Here is a 16,705-nt window from a genome sequence, read left to right as displayed (position 1 = left end):
TTTATTGTCTATAATGGGATCTGCAAAATTGCCAGATATGGCTGAATAAACTAGTCTGGAAGGTACTTTTAGTCTGTTTAGGGGACTGGATCTATGATTGAAGTTGGTTTACTAGTACAGTCCCAGAATAATTATTTGGGTATAGGAAAAGTTATCGAAATATCTGAGACTAATGCGATCGTTGAGTATTTTTGCTCTATGGGGCAACGTCTACAAAAAACTTTACCTTTAACTTCACTTTCTCAAGTCAGGCTTGAACCCCAAGCGCGATGCTATATTAAGTCCGAAAACCAAGATAAATGGATAATTGGTAGAGTTTTCGCCTGGGACGAAGATACAGAAGAATATCAAATTGATTTACCAGATAAGAAGACTGCAATTGTTACGGAAGAAGAAATTTACGTCCGTTGTAATTTACCGAACACAGACCCCATTGAAACTTTAGCAATGAAGGGTCACGAAACGCCGTATTTCCACGACAAAAGATTGGCTTTCGTGAAATCTTTGATTCAGCAACGCGCAGTTAGTCGCGGGATGACGGGACTAATTTCGGCAAACATTAATCTTTATCCCCATCAGGTTGAAGTTGTCCGGCGGGTACTCGAAGATCCAATTCAACGTTATATTTTAGCAGACGAAGTAGGACTCGGAAAAACCATCGAAGCGGGTGCAATTCTTCGCCAATTCCTGTTAGATGAACCGAAAAAAGGTGCGATAGTCATAGTTCCCCAATATTTGCTGCAACAATGGCGGACTGAGTTAGAAAGCAAGTTTTATATTTCGCATTTTCCCAAACGAGTAGCGGTGCTAGCTGTTGAAGATGTTCATAAAATTAATCTGAGAGCTAATATCGGCTGTTTAATATTAGATGAAGCGCACAATATTGCAGCAATGGCGACCTCTAAGGATGCAGCAGTGCGCCAACGTTTTCAGATTTGCAAAGAACTAGCTCATAAAAGCGATCGCTTACTTTTATTATCTGCTAATCCTGTGGTGAATCACGAGCAAGATTTCTTAGCAATGTTATATTTGCTCGAACCCGAAACCTATAGACTAGAGGATTTAGAAGGTTTTCGCGCTCAAGTTGCCAGCCGCCAACAAATAGGTAAAGTGCTGCTGGCTTTGAGAGAAGATGCAAAGCCTGTTATTTTGAAAAACAATTTGCAGGAATTACGCAACTTGTTTCCTGACGATAAATATTTACTCAAGTTAGCAGACGATTTAGAAACTTGTTTGGCAGGAAATTCTGCCGAGCAAAATCAACTTGTCCAAGCAATTCGCAGCCACATCAGCGATACCTATCGACTATATCGGCGAATGCTTCGCAACCGTCGCGCAGCGGTGGAAGATGTGATATTTGACCGCAATTTTACGCCCAAAGAAGAATACGATTTAGATGAGCGATCGCTTGATATTCACGAACTCATCGAACAATGGCGTAGTGTTGCTCCCAAAGAAAAGCAATATCAGCGAATTTTCTTGTTGTTATTCCTTGCTTCGGGTACTTGGTTAGGCATTTTAGAACAAGTAATTACAACTCGTTTAACTGGTAAACCCCATGCTAAATTGAGCCAGGAATTTAAAGAAGATGATATTAGCCTATTAACTACAACTCCTAAATTTTCCGGCGAAGAAGAGATTTTACAATCGATATTAAAGATTATTCGTCAACCTGTAGAAGACGGAGAACGCAAGGAAAATTTAAGAACGGTATTGCTAAATCAGCTAGGTACATACTTCAAAATTCCGGCAAACGTTCGCAGAAATCAAAAGGAATTTCTCACCAGAATACAGCAGAGAATCAAGAGACCAATTGCAGGCGATATTTTCCCCAAATTTATTATATTTACAAGTTTTGCCCAAAGTTGTGCAGAAATTGTCCGCTATTTATCTGATACCTTTGGCTCAGAAACAGTAGTCAGCCATCAATTTGGCGAATCACCGGATAAAGTTGAGTCTGGCTTAAATAGATTCAAAAACAATCCCAACTGCTTTATTTTAGTATGCGATCGCTCTGGAGAAGAAGGGCGTAATCTCCAGTTTGCTGACTGGTTAATTCACTTCGATCTTCCTTGGTCGCCTAATCAATTAGAACAAAGAATTGGTAGACTTGACCGCATTGGCAGTAAAATTGGCATCCAGTCTTGTGTATTAATTGGCCCTTATCTAGAAGATAGTCCCCACAATGCTTGGTATCAAGTTTTGAAAGATGGATTTGAGATTTTTCAGCAATCAATTGCTAGTTTCCAGTTTTATGTAGATGAGAAATTGCCAGAATTAGAAGCAGCTTTATTTCAATCGGGTGCTGCTGGACTGGTGCAAATGATTGAGCCAATCAAAACACAAATTAAAGCCGAAATCGTCAAGATTAGCGAACTGAATGCTTTAGATGAAATCGACGCTAGCGATGAAAATGCAACCGAATATTTTCAAGAATTAGATAATTATGATGCTCGTCATTTAGAAATGAAGCGAGCAATTGAAGGCTGGATTTGCGATGCGCTGGGTTTCAAACCAATGACTAACCCAGATTCTCCAGAAATGAAACGTTATCAACCGATAACCCGTACTTTGGTGCCGATAAATGAGTTAAAAACCCGTTTTGCTGACAGTTATTTAGATAAATACGGTACTTATAACCGCAGAATCGCCAACCAAAGTTCTGACGTGAAACTCTTGAGAATTGGAGAAGGATTTGTAGAAGCATTGTTGAACTATATAGATTGGGATGACCGGGGTCAAGCCTTTGCTATGTGGCGCACTGATGCATCTTGGAACGCAAAAGAAGGTAAGGAATGGTTCGGTTTTCAATACAACTATATAGTCGAGGCAAATTTAAAAATTGCCAAACAAGTTTTAATTGAGAACAAACTCGACAATTCTCAATACAAAATTTTGCAGCGACGTGTAGATGCGCTATTTCCACCAATTATGGAAACCATCTATATTGATGGTCGCCAAGAGCCAATATCTGTTGTTGAAGATCGGGTGTTGTTGGATATCTTACAACGTCCGTATAAAGATAGAAACAATAATCAACAACGAGATTACAATCTAGCAAAAGAGCGATTAGAAATTATTGACGATTTTGTCGAGCCTAGTAAATGGCAAAATTATTGCTATGAAGTACGTAACGCTTCTTTAGCCTTACTTTCTAATCGTCCTGATTTTATTGAATTGTGCGAAAAACGTAGCTTGGTTGCCGAGAAGAAATTAAGCAATAGAGTAGAACAATTACGCCTATTGTTGAATCAGCAAAGTTGGGATCTAGCATTAGCTGAAGAACTCAAAATAGAAACTGCTTTAAGTGCAGCTATTTTAGAGGGAATTCGCCGACCACAAATCAAACTTGATTCTGTCGGCTTCATCATTGTATCAGGGCGATCGCTTGCGTAATTTCAGTGATATAATTTCTAGTTAAATAGCCTTAGTAACGTAACTAACCCTACCCCTCTCAAGGGTAGGGTTTTTTAATAGTTTCAAACGCTCCTTCGCATTATATAGGGTAATACTCAGCACTCAGTAAACCTATAACTTGTGAGTCAGTTTTTGAATTTTGAATTAGCTATTTTCAGGTAAATAGACCACACGGTAGGGGCACAGCATTGCTGTGCCCTTACGACAGATGTGGTTCAAATACATGAAAACTGCTGTACTTTTGCGTTGTTATAGAACCCATTTGAGATCTAAGAAGGGGTTGCAAGTCTCTTAAGCATCAGCCGAATAAAACAAAGATTAACCTTGGCAGTCGCTGTCTTCGAGAGTTCTCTCAAAGTTCTTGACGAGGATTTTGCATCTTTCCATCCAAGCATTTGAGCGTTCAATTACCCACCTCGCTGCAACGGGAACTTTCCCCAGATTTACCTTGCACTTTCTTTTCTTGTTTCGATGGTTTTGGCGAAAGTTCAAATCTGATTTTCGTCATGATCTGGGGATAAACCAACTCTAACTCCTGCGTGAGATGTTCAGGATGATAACCGTGGTCTAGCAGGATGGTGGTCTTGGGAAGATTAACGGGTTTTGACTTGAAATAATCAATATTGAGCGTCAACATTTCAATCAAACCTTTATCATCAGATACATTCGCTTTAGTGCAATGAGTAAAGAAGGGAAACCCCAGGGTATCAACGGCTAGATGCCTCTTAATCCCATTCGTCGATTTGTAGAAACAATATCCTTTTGATTCAACACTAGCATTACAAGTGTTTTTCACCGCTTGGGAGTCAATTATGAGCAACGTCGTCCATTTGGGTTTTTTTTAACTTGCTCACGCACTTGAGAATGTAAGATACCCATTAGTTTTTCGATCGCTCCTTGAGCCCGCCACTGCTTGTAATGCCAATATACGGTTGAGTAAGGGGGCAAGTCCTTGGGCAAATCTTCCCAATTACAGCCATTCTTCAGTTGATAGAAGATGCCATCCAAGAGTTCTCTTTTTGTCCAATTGGAGGGTCTGGTCTGCTTCTTAGGCGGCAAGATCTCAGGCAGTAGAGGTTCAAGGATTTCCCACTCTTCGTCTGTTAGGCTGCTAGAGTATGGCATGACTGCTAGATACGGCTTTTGCGGTAACTCTACTTCAATATAGTAAAAGATGTCAAATGGGTTCTATATTGGTTAATTTATAATTAGCCATTATCCCCAGTGAATATCTTAATGAATCTTTAGATGGCAGAATATGACAACCTGTGTAAATTACTTGCAGAAAAATATCCCCGTGATTTTATTCGGTGGTTATTAAATCAAGAACCGCGCACAATTAAAATCTTAAAAACCGAATTGAGCATCGAACCAATTCGTGCTGATTCTGTGACATTCTTGCAAATAGAAAATCGGATTTTACACCTGGAATTTCAAACTACAATTCAATCTCAAACATCAATTTCACTGCGGATGTTAGATTACTACGTCCGGTTAACACGTAAATACCAAGTTCCAGTCACACAAGTAGTGATTTTCTTGCAAGACACTAACGATGAAATTGCCTTTACCACAGAATATGTCAGCGAAATGACAACTCATCGCTATCGAGTTATCCGAATGTGGGAGCAAGATCCAGCACTATTTATGAATAATTTGGGCTTGTTACCATTAGCACCGTTAACACGAACGAATTCAGCCCCAGCGTTATTATCGCAAATTGCAGGAGAAATTGCTAAAATTCCAGATATTGAGACTAGAAAAAATACAGCTGCATACACAGAGATTTTAGCAGGGTTAAAGTTTGAGAAAGATCTGATTCTACAATTATTAAGGGAAGAAACTATGCAAGAGTCAGTGATTTATCAATATATTTTACAGAAAGGCGAACAACGCGGCGAACAACGTGGCGAACAACGCGGCGAACAACGCGGCGAACAAAAAGAAGCGCTGAAATTTTGTCTGCTTTTACTTGATGAACGGTTTGGCGAAATTGATTCGTCGATTATTGAGCGAGTGGAACTTTTAAATAAGGAACGCCTAGAAGCATTAGGTAGGGCTATTCTCCGATTTTCATCGTTATCTGATTTAGTAACTTGGTTAAATCAGTAATAAATTTGATTTGTCCAAATTACTCGGCTTAAAATCCCTAACTTTTTCAAGCAGTTGGGGATATTTTACTATAGATTATAGTTTAAAATTACAGCAATAAATTTAACTCTCTGAGCGCGATCGAGGAGTTATATTTTGACATTTAAGTTTCATAATTCGCTTGACCTATTTTTTCCACCTTCTGCACCAACTTCTGTGGTTGTATGACCTTAACATCTCCACCAAACTCAACAAATCAAAATCATCTAATGTCCACTTAGGAAATATTGCCTGAAAACTAGAGACGTTGCATTGCAACGTCTCTACATCTGGATTCATACTGTTGTTTATTGACAGTCAACCCTCAAAACGCAACTTATTGGCTTTCGTAAGTTTCTTGGGAGAATTTTTTATGAATAGTTTTTGGAGATTCTCCATCAGGAGCTACTGTTATGAGATAGTCCATTAAACCATCTGAAAAGGGAAGACGTAGGTGGAAAGTACCATCGGGTTTGATTTTGATGGCGTTACCACCAATGGCTACAGTTGTATTTGGTTCGGTTGCTCCGTGAATAATCAACTCAGCATCTGCAACAAACCAAAAATCCCCCTGAGGACGATTAAAGACACGCATAATTTCTGAACGCGCTACGCTTAACCAACGATCGCCATCTGCAAGATAACCAATCTCAGCTATATAATCGCGATCGCTCGCGGGAATCGCTACAAAGCGATCGCTTGCTACTTCTTCGCATTCATACTGCTGTACGAGTTGGCCAGTTTGATAACTCAGGTCAATGCCAGTCACATCATAAACCCGCACTGCCAATTGAGAACCACCTTGTTGTCGCAATGCTTGTTTTTGAGTTGGGGAAATATACCACGAAACATAAGCCCACTTGGGAGTACGCGGTGTTAGGACAATAGTGCTTTGTTCTTGTGTATCGGCTGTTTCATCCGCCACGGATGAATGTTCTACAATTCCTACATCAGCTGTTTCGTCCGCCACAGATAAATCTTCCACCACGGGATCTGGCTCAACAGGACTGAAGACACGCACAATTGCTGAACGCCCCAAGGAAAACCAACGATCGCCTTCAGCAAGATAGCCGATTTCAGCTATGTAGTCGCGATCGCTTGCGGGAATTTCCACACTCTTGTCGAGTAATTCTTCACTTTCGTATTGCTGTAGAAGTCGAGGAGTTTGATAACTCAAGTCAATGCCAGTTGCATCATACAGCCGCACTAGCAATTGAGAAATGCCCTGATGTTGCAGCGCTAATTTTTGGCTTTCGGAAATTTCCCAAGAAATTTCAGCCGATGTATAACTGCGCGGTGTCAGCACAATAGTAATTTCTTCTTGTGCATCAGCTGTTTCCTCCACCACGGGATCTGGTTCAACAGGACTGAAGACACGCACAATTGCTGAACGCCCCAAGGAAAACCACCGATCGCCTTCAGTAAGATAGCCGATTTCAGCTATGTAGTCGCGATCGCTTGCGGGAATTTCCACACTCTTGTCGAGCAATTCTTCACTTTCGTACTGCTGCAAAAGTCGGGGAGTTTGATAACTCAAGTCAATGCCAGTTGCATCATACAACCGCACTAGCAATTGCGAAACACCCTGTTGTCGCAGTGCTGATTTTAGACTTTCGGAAATTTCCCAAGAAATATCAGCCGATGTATGACTGCGCGGTGTCAGCACAATAGTAATTTCTTCTTGTGCATCAACTATTTTTTCCACCACGGGTAATTCCACGATGGGATCTGGCTCAACAGCACTGAAGAAGCGCACAATTGCTGAATGGGCTATGGGGAACCAGCGATCGCCTTCAGCAAGATAGCCAATTTCAGCTATGTAGTCGCGATCGCTTGCGGGAATCTCCATACTCTTGTTGAGTAATTCTTCGCTTTCGTACTGCTCTATAAAGTCCGGAATTTGATAACTCAAATCGATGCCAGTCACATCATACAGCCGCACTAGCAACTGAGAAACACCCTGTTGCCGCAACGCTGACTTTTCGCTTTCGGAAATTTCCCAAGAGACATCAGCCAATCTATGAGTACGGGGTGTTAAGAAAATACGGCTTTCTGGTTCCGCATATACTACACTACTTGTCTCGGTTTTTATTGGTACATTGCCCGCCGTACTAGCCCAAGCTCCAATTCCTGCCCCGCCTGCCAAGGCCGCAGCACCAGCCAATGCCGATTCTTCATCTAGTAAATCTACAGGGGGTTCGGCTGCATCTGCTACCACATTAAAGGCATCTTCTGGGAATTCTGGCAGTTCTGTCACCACCTCGTCGGACTCTAATAAGCTTATATCTTCAGTTGAGGTGATACTTTCCAGCCATTCCAGTTCTGCCTTGAGTTCTTCTTGGATTTCTTCTTCGCTAACTTCTGTATCCCAATACTCAAAATCAGACGTTGTTTTGGGCACATCTGCTAATTCAGATGTTGGGGTTGCGATCTCAGATAAAGGCGGTTCTTCATTAGATATTTCTTCTGGAATATTAGCCAGTTGAGGATATGAAGTATTGACAACAGCCGCAGGGGCTTCTATATCCCATGCAACTTCGCCGGATTCAGGAGGAGTTTTTTCAGTATTATTTTCTGGATTTGTATCTTTTGAGACGTTATTTTCTTTATCTGCAAAGGTAGACCAAGTAGCCGCGCCGATTCCGGTTGCCAAAGCAGCACCACCCATGAGAGCTGAGGCTCCCAAGTTGTTATTCTCTGATACAGCTACGCTTGGGGTTGTGCCATTACTTGCCTGTTGTTGAGTACCATTCTCTGTGAAGTCAGATGATGTTTGACCATAAATTTGAAAAGGAGTGGTTTCCCCTCCTGGCACCTGAAGGGTAGTGTCAGGACTGAGTGCAGTTTCGGCATCATCTGTGTTTGGGGGATCGGGATTTGGTTGTAGTGAATTATTTGTTTTCTCAGGTAGAGATGGCCGTCTGCCAAAAAACCACCAAAGTAAGCCTCCACCTACAGTGGTAACTAACAAGGGTAAGAGCAACCAAAATGGTGTTTCTTTATTGACAATTGGAGCTTTTTCTTGAGGGGCGGGAGCGACAAAGGGTTGTTCGCCAAATACAGAAGGAGTTGCACTGGGAGAAGCTGTACCAGTCGGTGTGGCTTGGGCGCTGGGGGAAGTTGTGGTAGCAGGTTGTGAAACACTCGTGGCGATGGCTTCAGCTTCAGCGACTCTAGCTTGTTCTATAGCCTGCTCTCCTGCTGGTGCAAGAGTAAAACCGAGAAAACTTGCTACCCCCAAGCTGGGATTTTTTTTGTAGGCGTAAACTAATGGTTGCGAGAAGGGATATTTGGCATCGTCTGGCAAGGTTTGATGCAATTGCAGAACTCGCACACCTTCTAACTTGGAGATCTGATTGGCTAGGACATAGCTGATGCCGTCTTTGCCCAGTTGTTTGACGATTTCGGCGGTATTGTCGTCAGCTACTTGGGTAGCATTGGAGCCTGTAGCAAATTTCGCATTTTTGAAAGCTGGGTAATCGCGAAAAGTATCGCGAGTATCGCTCGTTTCGGGGCGATCGATGACGCGAATCTTAGCGTCAGGGCCGCCTAATTGCGACCAATTTGTAATTTGTCCCCGAAAAATGCGGGCGAATTGCCTATTAGTCAAACTTTGCTTGAAAGGGTTCTCTTTACCAACCACGATCGCAATTTTTTCACGCCGCAAGCGGACTTGTTCGAGTCCTAGTGCTTTTTCTGCTGGCGTTAAACCACGGCCGATTGCTGCTATGTCGATTTTGCCATCTAGCAAATCTCTCAGTGCCTTATCAGTCCCATTGGCAGCAATTTCAACCTTTGTGCCCGAAAACTGTTTTTCAAAATTATCTTTAAGACTTTGGTTGATTGCAGTTAAGCTACTCGAACCATCAATTCGCACTGTGGTTCCATTTTCCACTGTTTGCGGCAGCGGAAAAGATGGTGTTGGTGATGCAGATTGCGCTAGTGCGGCTACTGAAACTACCATACTTGCCATCGGAGTCGTAGCTAGAGCAACCCATAATACCAGCTTCACTATTGAATTATCTTTTTTTTGTTTCCACATAAGCCCCTTATTAAAGTAAAAAATACAAACCCCACCAGCCTTAATCCTTATCTTTTTATGGATTATGCAGGAGACCCGCTAATTATACATCTCTGTTATATTTCTTATCATTTATTGCAGATACTTGTGTCCATATATACTCTGTTTGCCTTGAATTATGTTGTGCTTTACCGAGCAAAATTTTAGTTAAATACAATTACTCTAAAGTTAGTTAGGTTTTATACATTACTTAAGTATGGCTGAATAACGATCGTGCTTGTAAAATTAGCTAAATACTAAAGATAGTATAAACACGCATTAAAGATATCGTATGCAGTTAAATTGAAGTTTTATTAAGTAGTATAAGAGTTATAAAGTTTAGTTTTTTTTTGAGATGTTGAAACTACCAAGTATGAACCAAAAATATTTTTTAGACAAGAAATGGGCTTTGAACAGCACGGGCTGGCTAGTGTTAGAAATCATAGCAGTATTAGCATTTCTCTGTCTCAGAAATTTGTTGTCTGATATCATGAGCAGAAACGATATTGACGCTCTGCCTTTAGCGAGACAGTACGCCGATCCTAGCTGGGTTCCGAGGGATTGGTCTGTTAATCAACCACCTGTTTATAGAGTGTTGTTTCAAACTTTATTTGGCTCGCTCATAGGAAGTTGGGGATTTTTAGCTAGTTCTCTAATTGGCAGGTTTTTTTGCTACGCCTTGATAGCTTGGGGACTAGTACTGATAGGCAGAAAACTAGGGTTGACTTTGCCTTTGCAGCTGTTAGCAGTTGCAATATTTCTCATCGGAGATCAAGGTGTTGCCGCTGGAGAAAGAATTGTCGGAGTCTTAGAAACGAAGATATTTGCTTATGCTATGGTAATGTTGGCGATCGCCTTCATGCTGAGGAAACGTTATCGCTTGATGGCTTTTTTGTTGGGGCTAGCAACTTCATTCCATATTTTGGTAGGCGGTTATACAACTTTATTTGCAGCAGTGTGGGTGATTTTAAAACGAAAAATTTATTTTCCTAGTATGCGGGAATGGGGAATTATTATTCCGCTATACCTGATAACAAGTGTATTCGGCCTCAAAGCGGCGATCGAACAATTGTCTAGCCCAACACCTGCAAGTTCTATACCGATTTCTTATATATATGTTTTTCTGAGGATGCCCCACCACCTGAATCCTTTATCTTGGCATACAAATTGGTGGATAATTCCTACTTTGTACTTGGTGATGCTTGTGAGTAGCGCCGCCGTTCTTTGGTTCAATCGTCCAACTCAAGCGCTACCCGAACAGTTAGAAGAATACCAAGCTCGAATCGGACTTTTTGAGTTTACGCTGATTAGTCTAATTCCTTATGTACTGGGATTAGTTATCGCTCCATTCGACTCTCAAGGAACTTTACTACAGTATTATCTTTTCCGCGTAGGTGATGTAATGTTGCACCTTAACGCCTGCATATTGTTTGCCTGTGCTTTAGAGCGAATCTTCGCAACCAGAAAACAACAAAAAATGCTGGTACTGTTATGTACTGTCGTACTGAGTATAAGCATTGTCAAAGGATTTCATACCTTTGAGAAAGAATTTCAGTCTACACTTAATTTTCCTGACGAAACCCAAGAGGTAGACCCTCAGTGGAAAGATATGGTTGCTTGGGTGCGAAAAAATACGCCAAAAAACGATATATTTATATCCCCCCCGGTTGAATTTGCCAACTTCATTTGGCTGACAGAGCGCCCAACCATTGCTAAATATAAGCTGATGGCTCAAACAAAAGCCGGAACATTAGAGTGGTTTTCTCGTATGCGGGACTTGAGCGGTAATTTTAACGGACTCGATCCATTGACTAACTTTAGCGAGAAACTGCTTACACAAGGCTACAACAACTTGACAACTGACCAAGCTAAGGCACTAATGGTCAAATATGACGCTAGTTATTTCGTAACTCGCATTCAACATCAGTTAGATCTGCCGATCGCTTACCGCAATAAATCTTACGTTCTCTATAAAAAATAAGCTAATAAGGATAGTCAACAGGTAATACCGTTTCACTTTAAGGTTGATACATTTAGGCAAGCAGGGGAGCTTCAGGTGCTCTTGAGCAGAGGGGAAAGAATTTGTATCAGGATTTTAGTGAAATGGTATAACAGGAAAAGAAAGTTTTTTGGCGTAGTAATTTGACAATTAATTTCTGTCCTAAACTATGCTTCAATTGCTTTATATTCCAACTTAGGAATTACAGCTTAAAACCTTCAGACAAAATCTGCTGTGGTTTGATTGAGATAACAATGGCAATCTGGTTTATCAATTAGCGATTCCACCAAAGCATTCAGAGCAGTTGCAGCTAAAGCACCACCTCCCAAAGTTCCTTCAACTGTAATAAAAGGTATTCGTTGTTGCATCAGTTGTCGCTTAGCAGCTGGAGCATGGCTAAAGCCGATAGGCATTGCAATTACGAGTGCAGGCTGAATTTTTTGATTGGCAATTGCCACAGAAATTTCTAGCAGCACCGAGGGAGCATAACCAACTACCAGCACGCAACCTGGAGTTACTTGTTGTAATTTTTGACGCCATTGTTGCTGCTGCCAAAAGGCAATTTCCGCCTCTGTGGCAGTAGTAATGTGGGGATTATCAATTAAAGTTTCAATGCGACATCCCAAGTGAAATAATCGAGTTCGATCTAAAGCAGCAGCAACAGTTTGGGTATCGACAACGATTTGACAGCCCTCAGATAAAGCTTCTCGACTAGCGGCGATCGCATCTCGACTCAATTTCACAAAAGACACCAAACTCACGTCGCCACAAGCCAAAACCAGCTGCGAAATTAGATGTTGTTCGATTTCCGAACGATTGGATAAATCGGGTAATAAATGTTGTAGCGATTCCCCAAAAGCTTCTGAGTGCGTGTGAATTTCGGCATCCAAACCACTCCACAATTTTTCCAGTCCCCCCAATCCCGCTTGGGTTTCCACATCCAGCAACTTCAGTTGGGCTAAAACTTCCGCCTGCATAATTTGACAATGGCGATCGCGTCCCAACAATCCTTCTAATGCGGATGCAGTTTGCCGCAGTTGGGAAATTTGTTGCATTACAGCTCGATATTGCCGTTGCAGTTGCACCATCAAATTTTGATTTGTATCCGCCTCTGGTTCCACCTCCAAAATGTGCCGGATATGATTTAGCTGAAACCCTTGCTGCTTGAGTGCGACAATCCGCTGTAAACGAACGACATCTTTTTGGGTGTAGAGACGGTAATTGCTTGGCGATCGTACTGGTTGCGGTAGCAGCCCCAATTGATGATAATGCCGCACCATCCGCGGAGTCAAACCGCCACCAACTGCTTCGGTAAGTTCCTTAATAGTCAAACAACCAGCATTCATAATTTACTCCAACAACAGCAAAATTCTTTGTAATTCTCCACAAATTCCACCAATACTATCAACTTATCTGAAATATTTTGGATTCAAGGCTTAGTGTTAATGTATATTTTCAGTACGACCAATTGTTAGACAACAATCTATGCTTGAATTTCAGGGAATTTCATTCATTGTCACTCAGGAGCCACTGTACCCTGTTTCTACGCAAGAACTTTTAGTAGTTGAGGAAAAATTGCAAGTTTTATTTCCAGAAGACTATCGTACATTTATTACAACTTTTGGATCTGGCACATTTTTAGATCTACCTCTGCGGGCGTTTTCTCCACACGACATTGTGGAGAATTTGCTAAATGAAGTACGTGAAAGACTAGCTATGTACTGGTTTTGGCGAGATAGCACTGAGTCTTTAACACAAACACTTGCTGTTGAATGCATTCCCTGTTTTGATAGCTACGATGGAGACGATATTCTATTTCATCCCTCTAATCGAAATCGCCTATTTGTCTTGCCTCATGGAAACGAAAAAATTGATACTTTTGAGTCTTTTAAAGACCTTTGCAACTGGTACATTAATCGTTATGCTTCCTTACAACCTCCTTTTCATTTCTCGCCCCACCAAAGTTTGATTGATTTGGAGGAAATTTAGGTTAGGAGTCACTAACTGTAATATATGAAAACTTAGCGATGATTAAGTCATATTAAACAATGGAGATATAAGCTTATTTTTGAAGAATTAGCAGAGTATAGGCAACAGCTTGGCCTGACTCCAGCAGGTAGTGAAGACGACCGTTCTACAATCGCAAAGTTAGAAATTGGTGGTAGTGTATTTTTTGGTATCAGTGCAGGCAGTAATCCCAATCGCAGAAAGATTACACTTAAAGTAAATCCAATTAGCCGCACACACGCGGAAGCTGATGCCTTTCAACAAGCCTTTGATGCAGGATTAAAAGGAGGAAAAGCGCGTTTAACAGTTGACCGGGATCTTTGTAGGGCGTGTGGTCAAAACGGAGGTGTGAAAGGAATGGCTAGACAGCTTGGTATAGAAGAAATAGAAGTTATTAGCCCTAGCGGTCGTCAGACAATTACACTGATGTGAGGTTAATTATGTTTATCACAAAATTTTCAGTTGAAAATTGGATTGGTAATCAGAACAAGGGAAGTGTCGAGCAAGCGCATAGTTGGCAAGAAATAGAATCAGCTATTAGAGAACTAGACGGGCATGACAAAACACTTGTAACTTTAGAAACAGATAGCGAAACTCACATGGCTGTGGGTGGTGGTTTAGGAAAATATATCGTGTATTTGACATTTGATAATGAGAGTTTTCATTATCTTGTTGACCCATCTAAATCAGATATAGATGAATTCGTAATAGTTGGAGGTCAGGAAGGTGTTTATCCTGCTAAATCTTGTGTTGACTTGAATACAACCCTCAAAGCTGCTAAAGCTTTCGCAGAGCTTGGGACAATGGAAGAATCAGTGAATTGGGAAAAAGATGAAGTTTTAGAGCAAGTATAACAAATAAGCTGTAACACATTTAAGTTTCACATTGTCTTGTGTTGGCTGTTAACTGTTGACGGTTGACAGTTAATCGTCATCGGTCAACAAACTTCTTGAGCGACTGTGCAACTCGCGTACCTTTGCGCTTCCCTTAGCACCCCTTTGCCTTTCAAAATCATTATAGAGCTTGACATTAACATTAATGTCAAGGTTTAGCGTGAGAGAGTCGATGTTAATTTACCTCTCATGCTCTACCCACAGCGTTTTACCCAATTCACCAGAGAACACGCAGATATCTTAGCAGCCGTAGTTTGTGGCTTGTTGTTATTTTTGGGCTGGTTCGCCTTGCATCTTGGCGCTTTGGAATTGGCGCTGTTGTTGCTACCTGCTGCTTACGTCATTGGTGGTTACGAAAGTGCGCGGGAGGGACTGACTACCCTTTTCAAAGAAAAAGAACTCGATGTAGATTTGCTGATGATTGTCGCCGCCATTGGTGCTGCTGGTTTGGGCTTATGGCGAAGAGAATATCATTTAATTATTGATGGGGCAATTTTGATTCTCATCTTTGCCATCAGTGGCGCACTCGAAGGCTATGCGATGCAGCGAACTGAGCGGAGTATTCGGAGTTTGATGAGTTTGACACCAGACACCGCAAGGATTTTGCTTCAGGGAAGGGAAGAGGAAGTTTCTATCAGTCAGCTAAAAGTTGGTGATGAAATTGTCGTCAAACCCGGAGAGTTAATTCCTACAGATGGAATTATTGTGTCTGGTTACAGCACCCTCAATCAAGCCGCAATTACAGGCGAGTCTTTACCTGTAGAGAAAACAGTCGGTGCAGAAGTTTTTGCCGGTACGCTCAATGGCTATGGCGCATTGCAGATTAAAGTCCACAAACCAGCCCAAAGTAGTTTGATTCAGCGGGTGATTCGTTTGGTGGAACAAGCAAAGACAGAAGCACCCCCTTCGCAAGAATTTATCGATCGCTTTGAAAAAGCATATGCCAAAGTCATTGTAATAGCCGGGATATTACTGGCAACTTTACCGCCATTCCTCTGGGGTTGGGATTGGGAAACTACCATTTATCGCGCCCTTACCTTCTTAGTGGTGGCTTCTCCCTGCGCCTTAATGGCTGCAATTATGCCTACCCTGCTTTCCGGAATTGCCAACGGTGCAAGACAAGGGATTTTATTTAAGAATGGCGCACAGTTAGAGAAGATTGGCAAAGTTCGAGCGATCGCATTTGATAAAACTGGTACCCTCACAACTGGACAGGTGCAGGTCTTCCAAGTCATTGCAGCCAGTAAATACACACAAAATGATGTATTAAAAGCCGCTGCAAGTGTGGAATCATCGTCCGAACATCCCATTGGCAAGGCAATTGTACAAGCCGCTGCCGATCTGAATTGGGTTGCTGCAATCCAAGTACAAGCCATACCCGGACGGGGAATTGTGGGAATTGTCGAAGAACAACAGATAATTGTTGGCAATGCCGCTTTTGTGCAGCAGTATGTCACAAATTTAGCCGAAGAATTGCTCCAAATAGCTCAATATTTGGAGCAAGAAGGTAAAACTGTGGTTTGGGTAGCGGGGGAAGGAGAGGGAGCAGAGGGGCATACTTCGGCTGCGCTCAGTAACCGGAGGAGCAGAGGGGCAGAGGTGATAGGTATTATTGCTATTGCAGATGAGGTGAGAGTCCAAGCTGCGGAGACTATTAATCGGTTGAAGAAGTTGGGAGTTGAACGAATTGTCATGCTAACTGGGGATAATGAGGAAACTGCCAATAGTGTCGCCAAAGCATTAGGAATTGAGCGAGTGTATGCTCAACTTTTGCCAGAAGATAAGCTGAATGTGATTCGTCGTTTACAGCAAAAGTATCAAACTGTGGCAATGGTGGGCGATGGCATTAATGATGCACCAGCTTTAGCACAAGCATCTGTGGGTATAGCAATGGGAGGCGCGGGTAGCGATGTGGCATTGGAAACCGCAGATATAGTTTTGATGGCAGACAAGTTAGAAAAAATTGCTGCGGCCATACATTTAGGCAGGCGATCGCAACTCATAGTCAAACAGAATATAGTCATAGCATTGGGTTTTATTGTCTTGCTTTTAGTGGGCAACTTTTTGGGAAATATTAACTTACCCATCGGCGTCATTGGTCATGAAGGTTCCACAGTTTTAGTTACCCTCAGCGGTCTAAGATTGTTGAAGTAGGATTAGAAATTGATATTGATGAAAAGGTAGAAATCGCTCACAGAG

At 41.8% G+C, this 16,705-nt stretch carries 11 protein-coding genes; 7 read left to right on the top strand and 4 right to left on the bottom strand.

The window, feature by feature from the left end; genetic code table 11:
• Window positions 1-93: 93 nt before the first annotated feature.
• Window positions 94-3,396, top strand: coding sequence for a protein DpdE (gene dpdE / locus NSTC745_RS21905; protein ID WP_445632827.1), 3,303 nt, complete (start codon window positions 94-96; stop codon window positions 3,394-3,396).
• A 424-nt stretch (window positions 3,397-3,820) separates the two neighbouring features.
• Here the strand turns inward: dpdE and NSTC745_RS21900 are convergent, their stop codons facing one another.
• A complete protein-coding gene (locus NSTC745_RS21900) occupies window positions 3,821-4,237 on the bottom strand; it encodes a transposase (RefSeq protein WP_445632826.1) in 417 nt (138 codons plus the stop codon).
• Window positions 4,228-4,542, bottom strand: a complete 315-nt coding sequence (locus NSTC745_RS21895) for a transposase (protein ID WP_445632825.1) — start codon at window positions 4,540-4,542, stop codon at window positions 4,228-4,230. Before NSTC745_RS21895 ends, NSTC745_RS21900 begins: the two co-directional genes overlap by 10 nt.
• 123 nt (window positions 4,543-4,665) lie before the next feature.
• Between NSTC745_RS21895 and NSTC745_RS21890 the strand changes: the two genes are divergently transcribed.
• Complete coding sequence (locus NSTC745_RS21890; RefSeq protein WP_445632824.1) at window positions 4,666-5,529, top strand: Rpn family recombination-promoting nuclease/putative transposase; 864 nt, start codon at window positions 4,666-4,668, stop codon at window positions 5,527-5,529.
• Between the two features lie 355 nt (window positions 5,530-5,884).
• On the opposite strand, the gene NSTC745_RS21885 is transcribed toward NSTC745_RS21890, so the two are convergent.
• Entirely contained in the window at window positions 5,885-9,589 is a 3,705-nt protein-coding gene (locus NSTC745_RS21885; RefSeq protein WP_445632823.1) for a DUF4912 domain-containing protein, read from the bottom strand.
• Between the two features lie 391 nt (window positions 9,590-9,980).
• Here NSTC745_RS21885 and NSTC745_RS21880 point away from each other — a divergent pair, with 391 nt between their 5' ends.
• On the top strand, window positions 9,981-11,588 hold the full coding sequence (locus NSTC745_RS21880; RefSeq protein ID WP_445632822.1) for a DUF6798 domain-containing protein: 1,608 nt from the start codon (window positions 9,981-9,983) through the stop codon (window positions 11,586-11,588).
• A gap of 236 nt (window positions 11,589-11,824) precedes the next feature.
• On the opposite strand, the gene NSTC745_RS21875 is transcribed toward NSTC745_RS21880, so the two are convergent.
• Window positions 11,825-12,952, bottom strand: a complete 1,128-nt coding sequence (locus NSTC745_RS21875) for a precorrin-8X methylmutase (RefSeq protein ID WP_445632821.1) — start codon at window positions 12,950-12,952, stop codon at window positions 11,825-11,827.
• A gap of 139 nt (window positions 12,953-13,091) precedes the next feature.
• On the opposite strand from NSTC745_RS21875, the gene NSTC745_RS21870 reads away from it, so the two are divergent.
• The 4 genes from NSTC745_RS21870 to NSTC745_RS21855 all read left to right on the top strand — a co-directional run bounded on the left by NSTC745_RS21870 (window position 13,092) and on the right by NSTC745_RS21855 (window position 16,660).
• Window positions 13,092-13,595 carry an SMI1/KNR4 family protein gene (locus NSTC745_RS21870; protein WP_445632820.1) on the top strand — a complete coding sequence of 168 codons (504 nt, stop codon included), beginning with the start codon at window positions 13,092-13,094 and terminating at the stop codon, window positions 13,593-13,595.
• 51 nt (window positions 13,596-13,646) lie between these two features.
• A complete protein-coding gene (locus NSTC745_RS21865) occupies window positions 13,647-14,045 on the top strand; it encodes a deaminase (RefSeq protein ID WP_445638658.1) in 399 nt (132 codons plus the stop codon).
• Window positions 14,046-14,053: 8 nt separating this feature from the next.
• Window positions 14,054-14,467 (top strand): Imm1 family immunity protein, encoded by a 414-nt coding sequence (locus NSTC745_RS21860; protein ID WP_445632819.1) that lies wholly within the window; start codon window positions 14,054-14,056, stop codon window positions 14,465-14,467.
• A gap of 228 nt (window positions 14,468-14,695) precedes the next feature.
• On the top strand, window positions 14,696-16,660 hold the full coding sequence (locus tag NSTC745_RS21855; protein WP_445632818.1) for a heavy metal translocating P-type ATPase: 1,965 nt from the start codon (window positions 14,696-14,698) through the stop codon (window positions 16,658-16,660).
• Window positions 16,661-16,705 lie beyond the last annotated feature (45 nt).

Source organism: Nostoc sp. DSM 114161, assembly GCF_052692665.1.
The sequence above is the reverse complement of the archived record's forward strand: the minus strand, read 5'-3'. Positions and strand labels throughout refer to the sequence as shown.

Bases quoted from the DNA above. Each gene is read 5' to 3' on its own strand.
- dpdE (WP_445632827.1), top strand. From the start codon at position 94: ATGATTGAAGTTGGTTTACTAGTACAGTCCCAGAATAATTATTTGGGT.
- NSTC745_RS21895 (WP_445632825.1), bottom strand. From the start codon at position 4,542: ATGCCATACTCTAGCAGCCTAACAGACGAAGAGTGGGAAATCCTTGAA.
- NSTC745_RS21890 (WP_445632824.1), top strand. From the start codon at position 4,666: ATGGCAGAATATGACAACCTGTGTAAATTACTTGCAGAAAAATATCCC.
- NSTC745_RS21885 (WP_445632823.1), bottom strand. From the start codon at position 9,589: ATGTGGAAACAAAAAAAAGATAATTCAATAGTGAAGCTGGTATTATGG.
- NSTC745_RS21880 (WP_445632822.1), top strand. From the start codon at position 9,981: ATGAACCAAAAATATTTTTTAGACAAGAAATGGGCTTTGAACAGCACG.
- NSTC745_RS21875 (WP_445632821.1), bottom strand. From the start codon at position 12,952: ATGAATGCTGGTTGTTTGACTATTAAGGAACTTACCGAAGCAGTTGGT.
- NSTC745_RS21870 (WP_445632820.1), top strand. From the start codon at position 13,092: ATGCTTGAATTTCAGGGAATTTCATTCATTGTCACTCAGGAGCCACTG.
- NSTC745_RS21860 (WP_445632819.1), top strand. From the start codon at position 14,054: ATGTTTATCACAAAATTTTCAGTTGAAAATTGGATTGGTAATCAGAAC.
- NSTC745_RS21855 (WP_445632818.1), top strand. From the start codon at position 14,696: ATGCTCTACCCACAGCGTTTTACCCAATTCACCAGAGAACACGCAGAT.